General features: G+C 68.8%; 20 protein-coding genes and 1 tRNA gene. 9 read left to right on the top strand and 12 right to left on the bottom strand.

Annotation, left to right across the window (positions count from 1 at the left end; all coding sequences use genetic code 11):
- Positions 1-8: 8 nt before the first annotated feature.
- The 9 genes from EAT49_RS02450 to rimK form a co-directional block, all read right to left on the bottom strand.
- Complete coding sequence (locus EAT49_RS02450) at positions 9-1274, bottom strand: cobyrinic acid a,c-diamide synthase CobB (RefSeq protein WP_123640673.1); 1266 nt, start codon at positions 1272-1274, stop codon at positions 9-11.
- The gene (gene cobA / locus EAT49_RS02445; RefSeq protein WP_123640672.1) at positions 1274-2116 is read right to left on the bottom strand and encodes a uroporphyrinogen-III C-methyltransferase; all 843 of its coding nucleotides are present in this window, start codon (positions 2114-2116) and stop codon (positions 1274-1276) included. Before cobA ends, EAT49_RS02450 begins: the two co-directional genes overlap by 1 nt.
- 140 nt (positions 2117-2256) lie before the next feature.
- Positions 2257-3003 (bottom strand): triose-phosphate isomerase, encoded by a 747-nt coding sequence (gene tpiA, locus EAT49_RS02440; RefSeq protein WP_123640671.1) that lies wholly within the window; start codon positions 3001-3003, stop codon positions 2257-2259.
- A 78-nt stretch (positions 3004-3081) separates the two neighbouring features.
- Entirely contained in the window at positions 3082-3465 is a 384-nt protein-coding gene (locus EAT49_RS02435) for a HesB/IscA family protein (protein ID WP_123640823.1), read from the bottom strand.
- Between the two features lie 30 nt (positions 3466-3495).
- Positions 3496-4362, bottom strand: coding sequence for a LysR family transcriptional regulator (locus EAT49_RS02430; protein WP_123640670.1), 867 nt, complete (start codon positions 4360-4362; stop codon positions 3496-3498).
- Between the two features lie 218 nt (positions 4363-4580).
- The gene (locus tag EAT49_RS02425; protein ID WP_246003745.1) at positions 4581-5120 is read right to left on the bottom strand and encodes a sugar O-acetyltransferase; all 540 of its coding nucleotides are present in this window, start codon (positions 5118-5120) and stop codon (positions 4581-4583) included.
- 205 nt (positions 5121-5325) lie between these two features.
- Positions 5326-6585, bottom strand: coding sequence for a glycerophosphodiester phosphodiesterase family protein (locus EAT49_RS02420; protein ID WP_123640668.1), 1260 nt, complete (start codon positions 6583-6585; stop codon positions 5326-5328).
- A gap of 285 nt (positions 6586-6870) precedes the next feature.
- A complete protein-coding gene (locus tag EAT49_RS02415) occupies positions 6871-7233 on the bottom strand; it encodes an SUF system Fe-S cluster assembly protein (protein WP_123640667.1) in 363 nt (120 codons plus the stop codon).
- A gap of 81 nt (positions 7234-7314) precedes the next feature.
- Positions 7315-8733 (bottom strand): 30S ribosomal protein S6--L-glutamate ligase, encoded by a 1419-nt coding sequence (rimK, locus tag EAT49_RS02410; RefSeq protein ID WP_246003731.1) that lies wholly within the window; start codon positions 8731-8733, stop codon positions 7315-7317.
- Positions 8734-8925: 192 nt separating this feature from the next.
- On the opposite strand from rimK, the gene tgt reads away from it, so the two are divergent.
- Both tgt and lon read left to right on the top strand, forming a co-directional pair.
- Positions 8926-10056, top strand: a complete 1131-nt coding sequence (gene tgt / locus EAT49_RS02405; RefSeq protein WP_123640666.1) for a tRNA guanosine(34) transglycosylase Tgt — start codon at positions 8926-8928, stop codon at positions 10054-10056.
- Between the two features lie 282 nt (positions 10057-10338).
- A complete protein-coding gene (lon, locus tag EAT49_RS02400) occupies positions 10339-12753 on the top strand; it encodes an endopeptidase La (RefSeq protein WP_123640665.1) in 2415 nt (804 codons plus the stop codon).
- Positions 12754-12843: 90 nt separating this feature from the next.
- On the opposite strand, the gene EAT49_RS02395 is transcribed toward lon, so the two are convergent.
- Complete coding sequence (locus EAT49_RS02395; protein WP_123640664.1) at positions 12844-13023, bottom strand: hypothetical protein; 180 nt, start codon at positions 13021-13023, stop codon at positions 12844-12846.
- Positions 13024-13160: 137 nt separating this feature from the next.
- On the opposite strand from EAT49_RS02395, the gene EAT49_RS02390 reads away from it, so the two are divergent.
- Together EAT49_RS02390 and EAT49_RS02385 are read left to right on the top strand one after the other, a co-directional pair.
- On the top strand, positions 13161-13586 hold the full coding sequence (locus tag EAT49_RS02390; RefSeq protein ID WP_123640663.1) for an HU family DNA-binding protein: 426 nt from the start codon (positions 13161-13163) through the stop codon (positions 13584-13586).
- 13 nt (positions 13587-13599) lie between these two features.
- Positions 13600-13674, top strand: a tRNA-Val gene (locus EAT49_RS02385).
- 18 nt (positions 13675-13692) lie between these two features.
- Here EAT49_RS02385 and EAT49_RS02380 read toward each other — a convergent pair.
- Positions 13693-15063: an SLC13 family permease gene (locus tag EAT49_RS02380; RefSeq protein ID WP_123640662.1), complete on the bottom strand. Its 1371-nt coding sequence runs from the start codon at positions 15061-15063 to the stop codon at positions 13693-13695.
- A 21-nt stretch (positions 15064-15084) separates the two neighbouring features.
- Entirely contained in the window at positions 15085-15534 is a 450-nt protein-coding gene (locus tag EAT49_RS02375) for a cupin domain-containing protein (protein WP_221181417.1), read from the bottom strand.
- Positions 15535-15691: 157 nt separating this feature from the next.
- Between EAT49_RS02375 and EAT49_RS02370 the strand changes: the two genes are divergently transcribed.
- From EAT49_RS02370 to EAT49_RS02350, 5 genes are all read left to right on the top strand, one after another.
- Complete coding sequence (locus tag EAT49_RS02370; protein WP_123640661.1) at positions 15692-16570, top strand: MBL fold metallo-hydrolase; 879 nt, start codon at positions 15692-15694, stop codon at positions 16568-16570.
- Between the two features lie 82 nt (positions 16571-16652).
- Positions 16653-17306, top strand: a complete 654-nt coding sequence (locus EAT49_RS02365; RefSeq protein ID WP_123640660.1) for a GntR family transcriptional regulator — start codon at positions 16653-16655, stop codon at positions 17304-17306.
- 99 nt (positions 17307-17405) lie between these two features.
- Entirely contained in the window at positions 17406-18197 is a 792-nt protein-coding gene (locus EAT49_RS02360) for an ABC transporter ATP-binding protein (RefSeq protein ID WP_123640659.1), read from the top strand.
- Positions 18197-19063, top strand: a complete 867-nt coding sequence (locus tag EAT49_RS02355; protein WP_123640658.1) for an ABC transporter permease — start codon at positions 18197-18199, stop codon at positions 19061-19063. The genes EAT49_RS02360 and EAT49_RS02355 overlap by 1 nt, the downstream gene beginning before the upstream one ends.
- Positions 19056-19916: an ABC transporter permease gene (locus tag EAT49_RS02350; protein ID WP_123640657.1), complete on the top strand. Its 861-nt coding sequence runs from the start codon at positions 19056-19058 to the stop codon at positions 19914-19916. The genes EAT49_RS02355 and EAT49_RS02350 overlap by 8 nt, the downstream gene beginning before the upstream one ends.
- Positions 19917-19935: the final 19 nt, after the last annotated feature.

Here is a 19935-nt window from a genome sequence, read left to right as displayed (position 1 = left end):
GCGTCCAGTCATGTCATGTCTATGATATGTGCGAAGGAGCCGCTGACCCGGCCCTCGCAGAGGCCCATGTCGGGCAGCGGGGTGCCCTCGGCATCCTCGGCGCGCCAGAGGGGTGGTCCCTCGGCGCCGAGCGTGGTGGCGTAGTGGAACTCGTGGCCGGTGCAGGGGGTCTTGAAAGGGCCGGCGAGGGGCGTCAGGCGGCGGTAGCCGAGGTGGAGCCTGCGCTCGGCGAAGCTGGTGGCGAGACCGAGGAGGCCCGCCATCCTGTGGCGGGTGCCTTCGGCATCGGTCAGGCTTTCTCCGAGGGTCATGTAGCCGCCACATTCTCCATAAATTTCAGTTATTTGCGAGGCGTCTTTCAGGCTGTGCATGAAGGTCTTCGCGGCGGCAAGGCGGGCGGCGTGAAGCTCGGGATAGCCGCCGGGGAGATAGACGAGATCGACGTCGCCGGGGACGGGTTCGTCGGCGAGGGGAGAGAAGAACCGGACGCGCGTGCCGGCCTCGTGCCAGTCGCGCAGGAGGTGGGGATAGAGAAAGGAGAAGGCCGCGTCGCGGGCGACGGCGATGTGGCGGGGCCGGGGCCGCGGAGGCAGGGCGGCGGACTCGAAGGGGGCGGCGAGGGCGATCAGGGCGGAGAGGTCGATATGGTCGGCGATGCTGGCCGCGGCATCTTCGAGGAAGGCCTCGAGGGCGGGATGCTCGGCGGCCTGGACGAGGCCGAGGTGGCGCTCGGGCAGGGCGAGGGCCGGATTGCGGGGCAGAGCGCCGAGGACGGGCAGGCCGAGGGGAGAGAGCGCGGCGCGGAGCATGGCCTCATGCCGGGGAGAGCCCACGCGGTTCAGGAGGACGCCGGCGAGGCGGACGGACGGGTCATGGTCGCGGAAGCCCCGGACGAGAGCGGCGACGGAATGGCTCTGCCGGGCCGCGTCCACCACGAGGATGACCGGCAGGCCGAGGAGGCGCGCGAGATCGGCGGTCGCGCCGCGGCCTTCGGGCGGCGCGCCGTCGAAGAGGCCCATGGCGCCCTCGATCAGCAGCAGTCCCTCGCCCGAGGCCAGCGCACGCAGGCGGTCGGGGGTCATGGCCCAGGCGTCGAGGTTCACCGACGGCACCCCGCAGGCGGCGCCGTGGAAGGCAGGGTCGATGTAGTCGGGGCCGGATTTCGCGCCGCGCACGGGGATGCCCCGACGCGAGAGCGCGCGCAGCAGGCCGAGGGTCACGGTGGTCTTGCCCGATCCGCTCGAGGGCGCGGCGAGCACGAGGCCGCGGGGCATCAGGCGCTTTCGGCGGGGCGGCCGAGATCGAGCGGGTCGAGGTTGCGCGGGCCTGCGCCCGTCGCCAGGGCCTGCCAGTCGAGGGCCTGGCGCATGAGGGCCGCCCGGCCAACGCAGATGATCGCGGGGGGCTCGAGGGCGGCGGTCGCGATATCGGCCTCGACGGTGCCGAGGGTGGTCTCGAGCACCTGCTGGCCGTCCAGAGTGGCGGTGGTGACGACGGCGACGGGTTCCGACGCGGGGCGGCCCGCGGCGCGGAGGGCGGCGGCGATGGGGCGGATGTGCTTCATGCCCATGTAGATCACGATGACCGGGCTTGCGCGGGAGATCGCCTCCCAGTCGAGCGAGAGCGGCGCCTCGCCGGACTGGTCATGGCCGGTCACGAAGGTCACCGACTGGTTGATGTCGCGGTGGGTGACGGGAATGCCTGCATAGGCCAGGCCGCCGATTCCGGCGGTGATGCCCGGGATGATGCGGATGGGCACACCGTGCTGCACGAGTGTCTGCGCCTCCTCGCCGCCCCTGCCGAAGACGAAGGGATCGCCGCCCTTGAGGCGCAGCACGCGCCTGCCCGCGCGGGCGTGCTCGACGAGCGACAGGGAGATGTCACGCTGCTGCGCCGAGGGCTTGCCGCCGCGCTTGCCGGCGTAGACGTGCTTCGCCTGGGGCGCCCAGGCGAGCAGGGCCTCGGACACGAGGGCGTCGTAGACCACGATATCGGCCTGGCGCAGGGCATTAAGCGCATGGAGCGTCAGAAGCCCCGGATCGCCCGGTCCCGCGCCGCAGAGCCAGACCCAGCCGGGCAGGAGTTCGGGCCAGTCGTGATCGGGCAGGGGCGTCATGGCACCGGGATACGACAGGCGGCGGGCGGAGGGAAGCGGCGAAGGGCGGGGTGGCCCCGGGGCGTGCGGGGGAAGGCCGGGTTCGGTCTGCGGAGGGTGTTCGACCGTTTCCGGGAGGGGGGGTGGGTTGGAAACCCACCCTACGAGGCTTCGAGGGCCCGGATGATGGGAGAGAACTGCTCGGCGGTGAGGCTGGCGCCGCCGACGAGGGCGCCGTCCACATCCGGCACGGCGAAGATCTCGGCCGCGTTCGATGCCTTGACCGACCCGCCGTAGAGCAGGCGGATCTCGGCGGCGGAGCTGGGGTGACTGCGGCGCAGCTCGGCGCGCAGGAAGGCGTGAACCTCGGCGATCTCGTCGGTGGTGGCGACCTTGCCGGTGCCGATGGCCCAGACCGGCTCATAGGCGATGACCGTGTCGGTGCCGGTGGCGGAGGCGGGGACCGAGGCCGCGAGCTGCGCGCCCACCACCTCGAGCGTGCGTCCGGCCTCGCGCTCCTCCAGCGTCTCTCCGAGGCAGACGATGGCGACGAGCCCCGCCGCATGGGCCGCCTCGGCCTTGGTGAGGACCTCCTCGGAGGTTTCGCGGTGATCGGCCCGGCGCTCGGAATGACCGACGATGACATGGCTCGCCCCGGCCTCGCGCAGCATGGGGGCCGAGATGTCGCCGGTATGCGCGCCGGATACCGCGGCGTGGCAATCCTGCGCGCCCACGGCCATCGGATGCTCGCCGCGCATGGAGGCCATGGACCAGATCAGCGTCGCGGGCGGGCAGAGCAGGATATCGACCGAGGGGTCGGGATGGGCCTTCACCAGGCCGTCGACCTCGGACATGGCCGACATCGACCCGTTCATCTTCCAGTTTCCGGCGGCGAGCTTTCGGCGCATGGGAACACTCCCTTTCTGTTCGGTCCACCCGATAGCAAGGAAGCCGGGACGCCGGAAGCCCGGGAGCCCGGCGGGAGGTCAGGCCCGCCCGGCGCGCTCCGCCTCGAGTTCGGCGACATCCTTGAACTTGATCGACTCGCCGCAGCCGCAGGCGTCGGTCACGTTCGGATTGCGGAACTTGAAGCCCGACTCCAGCAGCGAGATCTCGTAGTCGATCTCGGTGCCGAAGAGGAACATCTGCGCCATGGGCGCGATCATCACCCGCGCGCCGTCCTGATCGACCACCTCGTCATGAGGGTCGATCTCGTCGGCATAGTCCATCGTGTATTCCATGCCTGCGCAGCCGCCCTTCTTGATGCCGACGCGCAGGCCCTGGTGGCCCTTGCTGTCCATCAGCTTGCGGATCTGCGCCACGGCGGCGGGGGTCAGGGTGACGGCCTGCTTGCCGGGGATCGAGAACATTGCGGGCACCTCCGGTCCTTTGCTTCGAACCTAGGCGTTCGGAGGCGGTCTCTCAAGGGGACCTCGGGTCGCGGAGCCGTCGGCGAAATGGGCGGCGAGGGCATCGAGGGCGGCGCGGATCGGCGGATCATGGCGGGCCTCGTGATGGGCGACGAGCCATTGTTCGCGGTCCAGCTCCGCGATCGGCTCCGACAGGCGCAGGAGGCCGGGAGTCGTCTCGCCCACGGCGAGCGGCAGGACCACGCGGCCGATCCCCGCCCGCGCCATCTGCACCGACAGGGCGGGCGCGTTCGACCGGGTCACGATCCGCGCGCCGTGGGTCTCCTCGATCCAGCGGGCCGAGGGGGTGAGGGCGGCGTCGAGAGAGGCGCCGATCCAGCCGGTGATGTCCGCCTCGGCGGCATAGACGGCGAAGCGGGTCAGCCCGACACGCCGGCCGGCGAGCCAGGGATGATCGGGCCGGGCGTTCCTCAGGCCGATGTCGATCTCGCGGCGCGCGATGTCGAGGCTGCGCTCGGCCTGCACGATCTCGGGCAGCCAGATCGCGCCGGGCCGCCAGATGCGGGGCAGGGCCTCGGCGAGGGCGAGCGCGGTCCAGGTGCCCGCAGAGATGCGGACCGGAACCGGGCCGCGGGCGGCGGCCTGCCAGCGCGCGACGCCGGCGGCGGCCTCCTCCATGGGCCGGGCGCGGATCAGGAGCTCGCGGCCTTCCGCGGTCAGCGCATAGCCCGCCGCGCCGTGGAGGAAGAGCCGGCGGCCCAGCGTCGTCTCGAGCCCGCGCAGGCGCCGGGAGAGCGTGGCGGCGCTGACGCCCGTCGCGGCGGCGGCGCGCGACAGGGAGCCATGGCGGGCGATGGCGGCGAAATAGGCGAGGTCGGTCCAGTCGGCGTTTTGCATGAGGGTAAGGCGGCTTTCGCGATCGGGGGCTCGGCCCTGCGGGGTCCCGGAGGTAGGTCGGCTTCATAGCCTTCTGGAGATGAACGCCATGCTGCCTGTCATTCCCCCCCTCGATATCCCCTCCCAGCCTGCCACGGAATACCGCGCGGAACAGGCAGCCTTTGCAGGAATGCAAAGCGTCTTGCGCAGGCGGCGCCGGAGGGCGGTGGTGCGGGGGCTTATCCGCGCAATGGCCGGGCGGGATTTCCGGCGACGATGGCGCCCGGCGCCACGTCGCGCGTAACCACGGCGCCGCCGCCTATCACCGCGTCCTCGCCGATGGTGACGCCGGGCAGGATCAGGACGGAGGCGCCGATCCAGACGTTCTCGCCGATGTGAATGGGCCGGCCGTTCTCCAGCCCCTGCCGGCGGATCTCGGGATCGCGCGGATGGTCGGCGGAGATGAGCTGCGTGTAGGGGCCGATCTGGGTGCCGCGGCCCACGTGGATCGGGCAGACGTCGAGGCAGACCACGCCGAAGTTGAGAAAGCAGTCCGGGCCGAAGTGGATGTTGATGCCGTAGTCCACATGGAAGGGCGGGCGGATCACCACGCTGTCGCCGCCCGATCCCAGCAGCTCGGCCAGGAGAGCCCGGCGCGCGGCCTCGTCGCCGTAACGTGTGGCGTTGTAGGCCGCGGCGAGGCTTTGGCCGCGCTTGCGGGCGGCCACCAGTTCGGGATCGCCGGGGCGGTAGAGGTCTCCGGCGATCATCTTTTCCATCTCGGTCACGGGCGGGCTCCGGTTCGGTGTCATCGCGAGGGAAGGCCGGACGCCGGGCTGAAGCCCGGCCTACGGGTAGCGGGACCGCACGTGCGGGGTGTAGGCCGGGCTTCAGCCCGGCTTGCCCGCCGGATGATGGCAGAGCCGGGGCCAGGAGAAAAGGGCGCCCCGAGGGACGCCCTTTCCGGCAATCGGACATGGGGGTTCAGAGGCCCTTGCAGTTGGCGTAGAAGGTGGTGGTCGCCGGCCAGTCGGAGAACACGCCGACCACGCCCACATCCTGGGCGAGCACGTCGAGCAGCTCGAAATAGACGCCGTCGTTGTCGGTCGCCTCGGCGATGGACTGGAAATACCAGCCGCCGCCGGTCGCCAGCGGGCCCGAGCGCTCCAGCGTCCAGGTGATCAGCGTGAGGCCGGCGGCGTTTGCTTCCTCTGCGTAGACGGAGGGCACGATCTCGCCCGCGTCGTTCAGGGTGACCAGCATCCAGGTCGGGGGGGCGAGGTAGTTGACGCCCATCTCCGCCAGTTCCTGCATGGTGGGCATGAAGGTCGAGGCGTCCATTGGGTCGATCAGGCCCTCGTCGTCGTCGGAGGCCTCGTAGCGGTCGTCGAGATACACCGCCTGGGCGCCGAACTCGGGCTCGTTCTCGATCCAGTAGAGCACGTCGGAGAGGTTGAAGGACTGGAGCCAGACCCGGGAGGGGTCGATGCCGGCGGCCTTGTACTCGTCCACGAGCTTCTGGGCGTAGTCCTCCTGGGTGAAGCCGTTGAAGGGCATCTCCACCGAGGGCGCCTTCAGCTCGGGCGTGAAGCCCGCGCCGAAGCTGTCGAAGAGCGCGATGGACTGGGCGTGGGTCATCAGCGTGGTGTCGCCGGCATAGAGATCGGTGCGCCAGGCGGCGGTGCCGTCGAGATACTCCTCGACCGTGGTCGCGGCGCCGTTGGCGGCGTCCATCTTCGGCTCGAGCGTCATGAATTCGGCGAGCGTCAGCTCGGACGTGCGGCACTCGGCGGTGGCGGGCGTCTCGCCGTCCGCGGGCGTGAAGGGGGTCACGCAGGTGTCGGCGAGATCGGTGGCAAGGATGTTCGTCGTGGTGTGCAGGTCGTTCTGCGCGTGGCGGCAGACGAGCTCCAGATCCTCGGTGAAGGTCACGTCGCATTCGAGGATGCCCGCGCCCATCTGGGCGGCGGCGAGGTTCGATTCGACGGTGTGCTCGGGAAAGAGCAGCGGCGCGCCGCGGTGGCCGATGGAGAAGGCGGATTGCGTCGGGGTCTGGCCGAGGCAGGCGGTCAACTCGTCCTTCAGCGGGCCGTCGTCCATCTGGTTGATCAGGAAGGCCGGACGCGGGCCGTAGGTCAGCGCGCCGACCTCGGGGAGGGACATGCCGTGGGTCTCGGCCTGAAGGGCGGCGGGGGCGGCGATGAGCAGCGCGGCGGCGGCGGTGGTGAAACGGACGGCGGACATCGGGGTCTCCCTCTTGGTGTCGTGACCGGCAGAGAGATGGCGAGGGGCCGTGACAGCCGGCTGACGGGTCGATGACGGGGAGGTGACGGAGCGGTGAACTTGTGGCGACGGCCGCGGAGGTGCCGAACCGGCACCATCCGCCGCGACGGCGTCGGGCGGGCATGTTCCCGGCAATGCGGACGGAAAGTCAACGGCGTGGGCCGGGCATGTGCCCGGAATGGCGGCACTATATGAACGGGGACAGCCGGGCTCAGGCCCGGCCCACGACCCCGGAAATCCGGCGTGCTACATGAACCCCAGTTCGAGACGCGCCTCGTCGGACATCATGTCCATGCCCCAGGGCGGGTCCCAGGTCAGCTCGACGTCCACCTGCTTCACGCCCGGAAGCGGCTCGATCGCCGACGCCACCCAACCGGGCATCTCTCCGGCCACCGGACAGCCGGGGGCGGTCAGCGTCATCATCACCTGCACCGCGTTCTCGTCGTCGATCTCGATCGTGTAGACGAGGCCCAGATCGTAGATGTTCACCGGGATCTCGGGATCGTAGACGCTGCGGCAGGCCTCCACCACGCTGTCGTAGAGCGGATGATCGGTGGACGAGGGCTTGATGAGCGGCGTGCCCTCGAGGGGCGGCGACTGGTCGGTCATGGGAGGCATCTGTCCGGCTTGTTCCGAGCATTAAGGTAGGATTTCCCGCGCCCGGCGTAAAGGGAGGGCCGGCAGAAGGGCTCAGCCCTCGCCCGTGGCGCGTCGGCGGCGCTTCAGGGGGGCGGGTTTCACCCGGTGCTCGATCTCTTCGTAGAGAGCGGCGGCGAGGTTCTTTTTCGAGGCCTTTTCGATACCCTCGAAGCCGGGACTCGAGTTCACCTCGAGGATCTTCGGCCCGTCCTTCGAGCGCAGCAGATCGACGCCCGACAGGTTCAGCCCGAAAGCCCTGGCGGCCTTCACGGCCGCCGCGCGTTCGGCGCGGGTGATCTTCACCGCCTCGGCGGTGCCGCCCCGGTGGAGATTGGAGCGGAAATCGTCGCCTGCAGAGGTCCGGCGCATGGCGGCCACGACCTTTCCGGCGATCACGAAGCAGCGGATGTCCTCCCCGGCGGCCTCCTTGACGAAATCCTGGACGAGGAAGTTCGCGCGCAGGCCCCGGAAGGCGTCGATCACCGATTGCGCGGCCTTCTTTGTCTCGGCCAGCACCACGCCCTTTCCTTGCGTCGATTCGAGCAGCTTCACGATCAGCGGTGCGGTGCCCACGAGGCCGATCAGGTTGTCGGTGTCCTTGGGCGAGGAGGCGAAGGCGGTGGTGGGCATCCCGATCCGGTGCCGCGCGAGCACCTGGTGGGCGTGGAGCTTGTCGCGGCTCGCGGTGATGCCCGCCGAGCCGTTCACGCAGAAGGTGCCGAGCGTCTCGAACTGGCGCAGGACGGCGGTGCCGTAGGCGGTGATCGAGGCGCCGATGCGGGGGATCACGGCGTCGTAACGCGGCAGTCGCTGGCCGTCGTAATGGATCTCGGGGGCGAGGCTGTTGATCGCCATGTAGCAGCGCGTGGTGTCGATCACTTCCACCGAATGGCCGCGGTTCTCGCCCTCGTGGACGAGGCGCTGGGTGGAATAGCTGTTGGGCTCGCGGCTCAAGACGGCGATCCGCAGCGCGCGGGCGGGCTGGCTTTCGCGGATGCGGGCGGCGGAATAGACGTCGTAGCTGCGCTCGGGCCTGAGGAAGCGTTCGGTCGGCGCCACCACCACGTCCTCGCGCAGAGCCTGGCGTCCGAGGAGCATCCGGCTGCGCATGTCGCCGCGGTGGGTCAGGGTGATCTCGATGGGCCAGCTCTGGTCCCCGCCCACGTCGAGCAGGGATTCGATGACGAAGCGCATCTCCGTCTCGCCGTTCGAGGAGGTCACCTCGCGGCGGTCCACGATGGTGGCGGAGCAGGGGATCGAGAGCGCGTCGTTGCCGGGCAGGGGATGGACGGCGAAACGGACCTTGGGCGCGCGGGCCGGGCCGAATGTCTCGATGTCGAAGGCATGGAGCGCAGAGGTCCGCGCGCCGGTGTCGACCTTGGCCTTCAGCGTCGGCAGGCCGAGGTCGGGCAGGCCGAGCCATTCCTCCCAGCCGAGGCGGATCAGACCGGGCTGCATGTCGTCGGGCATGTCGCTCTCCAGGGTTCCGGGGGCCTCATGTGGCCTTTGGGCGGTTCGCTTGCCAGGGCGGTTCGGGTGCCCCCTTACCCCGCGAGGCCCCCCGGGGCCAGCGCGGGCGCGGCGGACCACAGGGCATTTCCCGCGTTCCGGGACGGCGTGCCGCGATTGCGCGCGGGCGGGCGAGGGGCTAACCGCGCTGTCATGACGACGCGCTTCTCCTTTGCCCTTCACGCCACCGACGGCGCGGCCCGCACCGGCGTGATCTCCACCCCGAGGGGCGAGATCCGCACACCCGCCTTCATGCCCGTGGGCACCGCCGCCACCGTCAAGGCGATGCTGCCCGAAAGCGTGCGCGCCACGGGCGCCGACATCCTGCTAGGCAATACCTATCACCTGATGCTGCGCCCCACCGCCGAGAGGATCGCGCGGCTGGGGGGGCTGCACCGGTTCATGAACTGGGACCGGCCGATCCTGACGGATTCGGGGGGATTCCAGGTGATGAGCCTCGCGGAGCTACGGAAGCTGACCGAGGAGGGGGTGACCTTCCGGTCCCATATCGACGGCGCGCGCCACGAGCTCTCGCCGGAGCGGTCGATGGAGATCCAGCGGCTTCTGGGCTCGGACATCGTGATGGCCTTCGACGAATGTCCGGCCCTGCCGGCGGAGCGGGGGCGGATCGAGGAGTCCATGCGCCTGTCGATGCGCTGGGCGCAGCGCTCGCGCGATGCCTTCGGGGACCGGCCGGGCCATGCGCTCTTCGGCATCCAGCAGGGCGGGCTGGAGCAGGACCTCCGGGCCGAGAGCGCGGAGGCGCTGCGCGGCATCGGGTTCGACGGCTATGCCATCGGCGGCCTTGCGGTGGGCGAGGGGCAGGCGGCGATGTTCGGCTGTCTCGATTACGCGCCGGGGCAGCTTCCTCAGGACAAGCCGCGGTATCTGATGGGCGTGGGCAAGCCCGACGACATCGTCGGCGCGGTGAAGCGGGGCGTGGACATGATGGACTGCGTCCTGCCCTCGCGCTCGGGGCGGACCGGACAGGCCTGGACGCGGCGCGGGCAGGTGAACCTCAAGAACGCGCGCCATGCGGACGATCCGCGGCCGCTCGACGAGGCGTGCTCCTGCCCGGCCTGTCGGGGCTATTCGAGGGCCTACCTGCATCACGTCTTCCGCGCCGGGGAGATGATTTCGGGAATGCTGCTGACCTGGCACAACCTGCATTACTACCAGGACCTGATGGCCGGCATGCGGGAGGCCATCGCGGGGGGAAGGTTCGAGGCATGGGAGGCCGGGTTTCACGCCGCGCGGGCAGAGGGGGATATTCCCGCGGTGTGACCATGCGGGGACGGCCCGGTACGGGCGGGGGCGAGGCCCGGCGGGGGATCGTCGGGCTCGGCCGGGTTTGAGCTCGGCCTGCGGCATGGGCCACGGGTCGTGCGGCTGGCCGTGGGACGTCTTCCCGCTTGCGGAGCGCGGGGCGCGCCGTCATGGTTGGCCTGAAAGGGCGGCGGTTGATTTTCCGCCCCGCGCGCCCCACGTCTTGCCCCTGACAGGGAACGGCCCATGGTCGCCGCGACGGGACCCGGCCGTTCTGCCGAGAATAACAAGGACACGAGCATGCAAGAGCCTCTGAGCCCCTCCTATCCCGTCCTGCCGCTGCGCGACATTGTGGTGTTTCCCCACATGATCGTGCCGCTCTTCGTGGGGAGGGAGAAATCCGTCCGCGCGCTCGAGGAGGTGATGCAGGACGACAAGCAGATCCTGCTGTCGAGCCAGATCGACCCCGGCGTGGACGAACCCTCCGCCGACGAGATCTATCGCACGGGCGTGCTGGCCAACGTGCTGCAACTTCTGAAGCTGCCCGACGGCACGGTGAAGGTGCTGGTCGAGGGGCGCGCGCGGGTGCGGATCACCGGGTTCGTGGAGAACGCCTCGTTCTTCGAGGCCTCCGCCGAGTATCTGGCGGAGGACGACGGCGACCCGGCCACGCTGACGGCTCTGACCCGGTCGGTGGCGCAGGAATTCGAGCGCTACGCGAAGATCAAGAAGAACATCCCCGAGGAGGCGCTGGCGGCGGTCGGCGAGGCGACCGAGCCGGCCAAGCTGGCCGATCTCGTGGCGGGGCATCTCGGCATCGAGGTGGCACAGAAGCAGGACATCCTCGAGACCCTGACCGTCGCCGAGCGGCTGGAGAAGGTCTTTGGCCTGATGCAGGGCGAGATGTCGGTCATGCAGGTCGAGAAGAAGATCAAGACCCGCGTGAAGAGCCAGATGGAGCGCACGCAGCGCGAATACTACCTCAACGAGCAGATGAAGGCGATCCAGCGCGAGCTGGGCGACGGCGACGAGGGCCAGAACGAGATCGCCGAGCTCGAGGAGAAGATCGCGGCGACGAAGCTGTCCAAGGAAGCCCGCGAGAAGGCCGACGCCGAGATCAAGAAGCTCAAGAACATGAGCCCGATGTCCGCCGAGGCCACGGTGGTGCGCAACTACCTCGACTGGATGCTGTCGATCCCGTGGGGCACCAAGAGCCGCGTGAAGAAGGATCTCGGCCGTGCCGAGGCGATCCTCGACGCGGACCATTTCGGTCTCGAGAAGGTCAAGGAGCGGATCGTCGAGTATCTCGCCGTCCAGCAGCGGTCGAAGGCCTCGAAAGGGCCGATCATGTGCCTCGTGGGTCCGCCCGGCGTGGGCAAGACGTCGCTCGGCAAGTCGGTGGCGAAGGCCACGGGACGCGAGTTCATCCGCATCAGCCTCGGCGGCGTGCGGGACGAGAGCGAGATCCGCGGCCACCGCCGGACCTACATCGGCTCCATGCCCGGCAAGATCATCCAGGCGCTGAAGAAGGCGAAGACCACCAATCCGCTCATCCTGCTCGACGAGATCGACAAGATGGGGCAGGACTTCCGCGGGGATCCCGCCTCGGCCATGCTGGAGGTTCTCGACCCCGAGCAGAACTCGACCTTCGTCGATCACTACCTGGAGGTCGAATACGACCTCTCGAACGTTATGTTCCTGACCACGGCGAACTCCTACAACATGCCGGGGCCGCTGCTCGACCGCATGGAGATCATCCCGCTCGCGGGCTACACCGAGGACGAGAAGCGCGAGATCGCGCGCCAGCACCTTCTGCCCAAGGTGATGAAGAACCACGGTCTGAAGGCCAAGGAATTTAGCATCTCCGACGGGGCGCTGACCGCGATCATCCGCACCTATACCCGCGAGGCGGGCGTACGGAACCTCGAGCGCGAGATCGCCAAGAGCGCGCGGAAGGCCGTCACCAAGCTGGTGAAGAAGGAAGCGCAGGTCATCGAGGTGACCGAGGACAATCTCGGCGATTTCCTGGGCGTCCCGCGGCACCGCTACGGTCTTGCGGAGAAGGAGGACCAGATCGGCGTCGTGACCGGGCTCGCCTACACGTCGGTGGGCGGCGAGCTGCTGAACATCGAGGCGGTGCGCCTGCCGGGCAAGGGCCGGATGAAGACCACCGGCAAGCTCGGCGACGTCATGAAGGAATCGATCGACGCGGCCTCGAGCTACGTTCGCTCGATCGCGCCGCAGATCGGGGTGAAGCCGCCGAAGTTCGACACGCTCGACATACACGTCCACGTCCCCGACGGCGCCACGCCCAAGGACGGACCGTCGGCGGGTCTGGCCATGGTCACGGCCATCGTCTCGGTGCTGACGCAGATTCCGGTGAGGAAGGACATCGCCATGACCGGGGAGGTCACGCTTCGCGGCAATGCCTCGGCTATCGGCGGGCTCAAGGAGAAGCTTCTCGCGGCGCTCAGGGGCGGCATCACAACGGTGCTCATTCCCGAGGAGAACGAGAAGGACCTGCCCGAGATCCCCGACAACGTGAAGGAGGGGCTGACGATCATCCCCGTCTGCCACGTCTCGGATGTGCTGAAGCACGCGCTGGTGCGGCAGCCCGAGCCCATCGAGTGGGACGAGGCCGCCGAAGAGGCCGCCGCCGCCGAGGCGGCCCTCAAGGCGCGGGACGAGACGCTGGGGTCGACCCGCGCCCACTGAGCCGAGCGGCCCTTGTCGGGCCAGGCTGAAAAACGACAGAGGCGGCTCCGGGCGGAGCCGCCTCTTTCCGTTGCCGGGGCCGGCAGCCGTTCAGTTGCCGAGGATGCCGATCGCGATGAAGAACAGGGCGATGATATGGATCGCGGGATCGGGATTGACAGTCTGTGCGGTCTGCGGGGGTGGCGGAGGCGTGACATCCGCAAGCCCCGCGGCAAGGCTCGGTCCGGTCAGACTCAGCGCAAGAAGCGCTGCCAGGGCGGTTTTCTTCATTCCAGGTGCTCCGTAACGTTGGCAGACAGTCAGGCAGACCGCTCGAGGTTAGTTACCCACATGCATGCGGTCAATCGACCTTGGGTCATTGCTCGGCTAGAGTGGCGCCGGAGCCGATACGAAGAAGGGGCGGACCCATGGCGAGACGGGGCAGCAACGGGGCGACGACCGACATGAACGGCGAGGGACCGGAGGGAATGGGTCTCGACTGGCTGACCGAGGACGGGCTGGAGCCGCCTGCGGCCTCGGCCTCGGCATCGACGACGGCGAAGGCGGTCACCGTGGCGGGACCCGAGCTGAAGAAGAAGGAGCTGATCGACCGCATCGTGGCGCGCTCGGGCCTGAAGCGGCGGGAGGTGAAACCGGCGGTGGAGGCGATGCTGCAGGAACTCGCCGCCGCGGTGCAGGCGGGCGAGGAGCTGAACCTTCCGCCTTTCGGCAAGCTGAAGATCACGCGCTCGAAGGACCTTGCCAACGCGCGGGTGTTCCACTGCCGCCTGCGGCAGGCGGAGGGCGGCACTGCGGCCGCGGAGCCTCTTGCAGAGGCGGACGAGGAGGGCTAAAGCCTGCGCCCACGGGTGATTAGCTCAGTGGTAGAGCGCTTCGTTCACATCGAAGATGTCGGGGGTTCAAATCCCTCATCACCCACCATCCCCCTTTCCTCTCGGGTCACACCAGCCCCAGAAGCCGCCACCACAGCCATGTCAGCGGCATGCCCAGCGTCAGCACGGCAAGGGCAAGCACGGCGCAGACAAGGGTCAGCGGCTTCAGCGGGATGCGGCCGAGGGCGATGGCGAGGATGAAGGGCGGCGCCTGGTAGGGCAGGATCGTCGTGGCGATGCCGATCAGATGCGTCGTTGACACGATGTTGATCGGCCAGCCCGTGGCAGTGGCCATTTCCCCGGCAAGGGGCGCCAGGAGCACGGGGGCGGCGGGGGCGGTCGTCAGGTGCGAGACGAGGATCGACAGGCCGGTGATGGCGTAAAGATCGCGCAGCCCGCCCGCCTCGCCCAGGTGCAGGAGCGGCACCGTCGCCCCGGCGAGCGCGTCCGCAAGGCCCGTATGGCCCGCCACCGCGCTGACGGCGAAGACGGCGGCGAGGAAGAACGCGACCGACAGGTCGATCTTCGTGCGCATGGCGGTGGCGTCGAAGATGCCGAAGGCGGGCCAGAGCACGAGGGTCGCGCAGCCGAGCGCGATCCAGGCGGGCGCGATGCCGTGCCAGGTGTCCGTCGCCCAGAGCGCCACCGCCCCGAAGAGCAGCAGCAGAAGCCGCGCCTGGGCCCCGCTCAGCGGCTCGGGCGGCCGGGCCTCGGGGCGTGAGGTGGGCGGCGTGCCGCCGCGCGCGAAGAGGATCATCAGCGGCACCAGCACGGCGAAGCGCACGAGGTTCACGGGCATCTGTTCGAGAAAGAAGGCGCCGTAGGTGGTGGTCACGCCGTAGAGCGCCTCGATTGCGCCCACCTCTATGATCGCGGGCAGGTTCGCGGGCAGAAACGGGTAGGTGGGCAGGAGCGTCGCCGTGGCGGCGGTGATCGCGAGGCCGATCTGCTCGCGCGAGCCGGAGCGGTAGCCCATCGCCTCGGCCAGAGAGACCGCGATGGGTGTCATCACCACGGCGCGCGGGATCGCCGATGGCACGATGAGCGCGAGGCCCAGGCCCCCCAAGGCCAGAAGCCAGACGGCGCGGGAGTAGGAGGCGCCGGTGCGCCGGTGGATTCGGTCCGCGACCTGGCGGCCGAGGCCGGTTTCGGTCACCGCGGTGCCGATCACGAGCCCGCCGAAGAGAAGCCAGAAGCCCCCCGTGGCGAAGCCCGAGAAGATCACCTCGGGCGGTGCCGCGGCGAGGGCGATGAAACCGAGGAAGGTCGCCGCCGCGGTCACCGCCTCGGGCAGGACGCGGGTGGCAAAGAGGAGGATCGAGGCCGCGGACACCGCCGCGACCCGGATCATCATGTCATCGGGGCCAGTCGCGAGGACCGTCAGGGCGGCGCCCGCCACGACGAGCGCGGCGAGTCCCTGGGCAAGGCTGGGACGCATGCGGGCGCTGTCGGCCCCGGATCAGAGGCGCACGGAGGCGGGCACCTCGAGCGCCGGGTTCTCGCCGTCGAGGAACTCCACCGTGGTGAAGGCGAGGGGCGTATCGCCGATGTTCTCCAGCGAATGAGCCATCGATTCGCCCGCGCCATAGTGGAAATGGCGGGTCTCGCCCTTGAAATACTCGGTATCGGCGATGCGGCCGTCGGCGAAGTAGCTGCGGGCCTTGCCGGCGGTCAGCGCGGTCCAGAAATAGGGCATGACGTGGCGGTGGAAGTGGAACCGCCCGCCCACGGGGATCTCGAGGTGCCAGACGCGGACGCGGTCGGTCTCGGACAGCAGCGTCGTGCCCACGCAGCCGTTGTCCACATGAGCCAGAAGCTCGTCATGGAGGCCGGGCGGCCAATGCGCGAAGGCGGCGGGGTCCTGCGCCATCTCGACGTGATCCGTCCTGGGGGCTGCGCCGTCTGCCATGATCTGTCCTCCGTAGCGTCCTTGGTCCGTGATCTTCTGCGATCGGCATGCAACCGCCGCTCGCGACGCGGCGATTGACCTCGGCCCTCCCGCGCTTCTATTTATCATTCGATAAATCAAGCGCCGTGTCCAGCGGCTCGACGCAGGGAGAGACGAGATGACCGACAGGACTGAAATCCGGGCGGAGCTGCGCCGGTTCCATCTGGGCGAGGCGCAGGTGACGACGGTGCTCGACGGAGTCGTGATGCGGGACGCGGTGCGCCCGCCGTTCTGCCTAGACAAGTCCGACGACGAGCTTCAGGCCATCGCGGCCGCGAACCGCCTGCCCTGGGACCGGATGGCCCATGGTTTCGTGCCGACTCTGGTGGAGACCGCCGGTGAGACGGTGCTGATCGACGCGGGGTTCGGCGCGGCGGGCCATGCGGACGGCACGGGGCAGCTGGTGGAGCGGCTGGGCCGGGCAGGGGTCGCCGCGGCGGATGTGACGCTGGTGGCGCTGACCCATGTGCATCCCGACCACATCCTCGGTCTGCGCGGTCCGGACGGGGATGCGTTTCCCAATGCCCGCTACGCCATCGGCCGGATGGAGTTCGACGAATGGAAGAGCGGCGCCAGGGTGCCGCCGCAGCGCGAGAAGAACCGCGAGATGTTCCTCGACATCGTCGTGCCCCTCGCGGAGCGCATGACGTTTCTCGAGGATGGCGACACGGTCGTGCCGGGTCTGACCGCCGAGGCGGCCTTCGGCCATTCGCCCGGTCACATGATGTACCGGCTGGAGAGCGGCGGGCGGCAGGTCCTGATCTGGGGCGACATCGCCAATCACTACGTGTTCTCGCTGCGTCATCCCGAAAGCCCCGTCGCCTTCGATGACGACCGCGAGCAGGCGATCGCGACCCGGAAGCGGGTCCTCGACATGGCGGCGGCGGACGACCTGATGGTGATCGGCCATCACATGCCGTTCCCGGCGCTCGGCTTCGTGGAGAGGGACGGCCCCTCGTACCGATGGGTGCCAGAGACCTACCAGACCTCGGTCTGACTGGCGCCGCGCCGCGGCGAAGCGAATCACTTGACGGCGAAGGACCAGTTGTCGCACCGTTGGTGAAATATCAGGGGGATCCATGAATTCCGGTCTCATACGTCATCGGGTGTTCGAAGAGCTGCGGCAGGATATCCTGACCTGCGGGCTCAAGCCCGGTGAGGAGCTGCGGGAGGTGGAGCTGGCGAAGCGCTACGGCGTGTCGAAATCGCCGATCCGCGACGCGCTGCAGAAGCTGGAGTTCGAGGGCCTGATCGAGATCGAGCCGCGGCGCGGGCACCGCGTCGCGCCCATCGCGGTGGGGGATGCCGAGGATATCCTGGAGATGCGTGCGGTCCTGGAGGCCGCCTGCCTGCGCAAGATCGCGGCCGAGGCGACCAATTCGCAGCTGGCCGCGCTGGACGACTTCCGTGAGGCGGATACCGGCAACATGACGGCCTTCGCCCGATACAACCGTGAGTTTCACAGCACGATCGCGCGGATGTCGGGCAACCGGCGTCTGGCCGAGAGCGTCGAGAAGCTTATGGAGAACTACGACCGGCTCTGCCTCGTGTCGCTGGGGCCGGTGCTGGACGGGGAGGACCGGGCCTCTCTCGCGCTCAAGGATCACCTGGCGATCATCGACGCGTTGCAGGCCCGGAACGCGGCCGCGGCCGTGCGCTGCTCGACCCGGCATGTCCGCCGCTCGCGGATGCAGATCATGCGGAAACTCGACAGCCGGCCGATCGTGGGGTGACGGCGATGCGTGAGGTGTACCAAGGGATACCGATAGCGCTATCAGTGAAATATCAGAAGGCCCCGGCAAGACAGGCCGCCGGGGACCCAGGGAGGCAAGATGAACATGCAAGCCGCTGAGGCCCGCGTCGGAAGCGACGAGATCGTCGTATCGGGCCGCAATGTCGGAAAAACCTTCGCCGGCGGCAGCGTCGTGGCGCTGGAAGGGGCGAACTTCGAGATACCGAAGGGCAGCTTCATCTCGCTCGTCGGCCCGTCGGGCTGCGGCAAGTCCACGCTGCTGCGCCTGATCTCCGGGCTGATCGAGCCCTCGAGCGGGGATGTCACGGTCCACGGCACCAAGGTGACCGGACCACGGCAGGACATCGGGATGATGTTCCAGAAGGCCACGCTGCTCGACTGGCGCACGGCGATCGAGAACGTGCTTCTGCCGACCGAGATGACGCGCAAGGTCACCAAGGCCGACCAGAAACACGCCTCGGACCTGCTGAAGCTGGTGGGGCTGAAGGATTTCCGCTTTGCCTTCCCGAGCCAGCTTTCGGGCGGCATGCAGCAGCGCGTGGCGCTGGCGCGGCTGCTGCAGACCGGCGCCGACCTGCTTCTTCTCGACGAGCCCTTCGGGGCCTTGGACGAGTTCACCCGCGAACGGCTGAACGTGGAGCTGATGCGGATCGTGGGCGAGGTGGGGGCCACGACCATCTTCGTCACCCACAACATTGCCGAGGCGATCTATCTCGCCGACCACGTCTATGTGATGACGCCGCGGCCCGGCCGGATCGCCTCGGTCGTCGATGTGCCCTTCGAACGGCCGCGCCCGCTCTCGCTGCAGACCTCGCTGGAATTCAACCAGCTCGTGGCGCAGGTGCGCGAGATTCTCGGCGAGGATCACTGATGGCCGTGAGCGACAGCACCCTTTCCGAAGGCGCGGGCGGCGGCCTCTCGCTGCGCCAGCGCCGTATCCTGACCCATGCGGGGATCTTCCTGACGCTGATCGCGCTCTGGGAGATCGGCAGCCGGGCAGGCTGGCTCGATCCGCTGTTCTATCCGCGGCCCTCGAACATCCTGCGCTCTTTCTGGCTGATCTATGTCCAGAACGGCAACGTCTGGTACCATCTCTACGCCACGATGATCCTGGTCTTCGCCGGCTTCGCCGCGGGGTCGATCCTGGGCGTGGGTCTCGGCGCGCTGGTGGGGTTCAACCCGCTGGTGCGGCGGTTCATCAAGCCCTACGTCATCGTGCTCGAGGCCACGCCGCGGATTGCCGTGGCGCCTCTCCTGATCGCGGCGCTGGGGTTCGGTGCGCCCTCGAAGGTCGCGATCATCATGCTCGTGTGCTTTTTCGCCCCCTTCATCAACACCTTGTCGGGCGTCGTGAACGTGGACGAAGACCGGCTGGAGCTGTTCCGCAGCCTCGGCGCGTCGAAATGGCAGACACTGCGAAAGCTGGTGCTGCCCGACGCCGTGCCCGTCATCATGGCCGGGGAACGGCTGGCCCTGACCGCGGCGCTGTCGGGCGCGCTGGTGGCGGAGTTCATCCAGCGCAACGAGGGGATCGGCTCGCTGATCCTCGTCTACACCCGCAACCTCAACATGGCCTCGGCCTTCGCCTGCATCTTCACCCTGACGATCCTCGGCTTCCTCATCTTCCGCGGCATGGAGTGGGTCGACCACCATGTCGCCTTCTGGAAGCACGAGCCCGGGCTGGAGCGGGTCGGACGGCGCCGCCGCCGCAAGATGAAGGAAGCTCTCGATGAGTGACGTCAGCCAACGCCCCTCGCGCCTGACCGGCGGAGCCTTCGGGCTGCTGCCGCACCTGCTGCTCTTTGTCGCGATCCTGGCCTTGTGGGAACTCGCGGTGATGACCGGGGTGATCACCTCGATCATGATCCCGCAGCCGTCCGCCGTCGCCGCGGCGATCTGGAAGCTCTACGTCACCGAGCGGACGATCTACGAGCATTTCTTCATCACCCTGACCGAAGCGGTGGTGGGCTTTCTGATCGGTGCCGCGGTCGCGGTGTCGCTGGCCGTCGCCTCGGCGCTGAACGAGCCCTTCAAGCGCTACGTCTCGCCCTACGCCATCGTGCTGAACGTGACGCCGGGCATCGCGCTGACGCCCGTGATCATCGCCTGGTTCGGCTACGGCATGGGATCGAAGATGGCGCTGGCGGCGATCATCTCGTTCTTCCCGATCTATGTGAACACGCTGACCGGCCTCGTGCAGCGCCATGGCGACAGGGAGGATCTGTTCCGGTCGGTCGGCGCGACCGACCGCCAGGTGTTCCTGAAGCTGCGGGTGCCCTCGGCGCTGCCGCTGATGTTCGCGGGCTTCAAGATCGGCCTGACAACGGCGCTGATCGGCGCGGTGGTGGCGGAGTTCGCCCAGGCCACCGCCGGTGTCGGCGTGCTGATGAGCCGGTTCTCGTTCCAGCTCAACATGGCGTCGTCCATCGCGGCGCTGCTCAGCATGACCCTGATCGGGCTCATCCTGTTCTACTCCATGGAATTTCTCGACGACCGCGTGGTGTTCTGGCGTCGTGAATCGCGCAGGGCCGCCGCGTCCCGCGCTAAGGCCCGGCGCTGGACGGCGCTGATGGGCAAGGAAGAAGACTGATCCCTGGGAGGTTTGGGAA

The sequence above is a fragment of the Histidinibacterium lentulum genome (genome assembly GCF_003789055.1).
In the GTDB taxonomy this organism is placed as follows: domain Bacteria; phylum Pseudomonadota; class Alphaproteobacteria; order Rhodobacterales; family Rhodobacteraceae; genus Oceanicola; species Oceanicola lentulus.
This window is presented reverse-complemented; position numbering and strand designations above follow the sequence as displayed.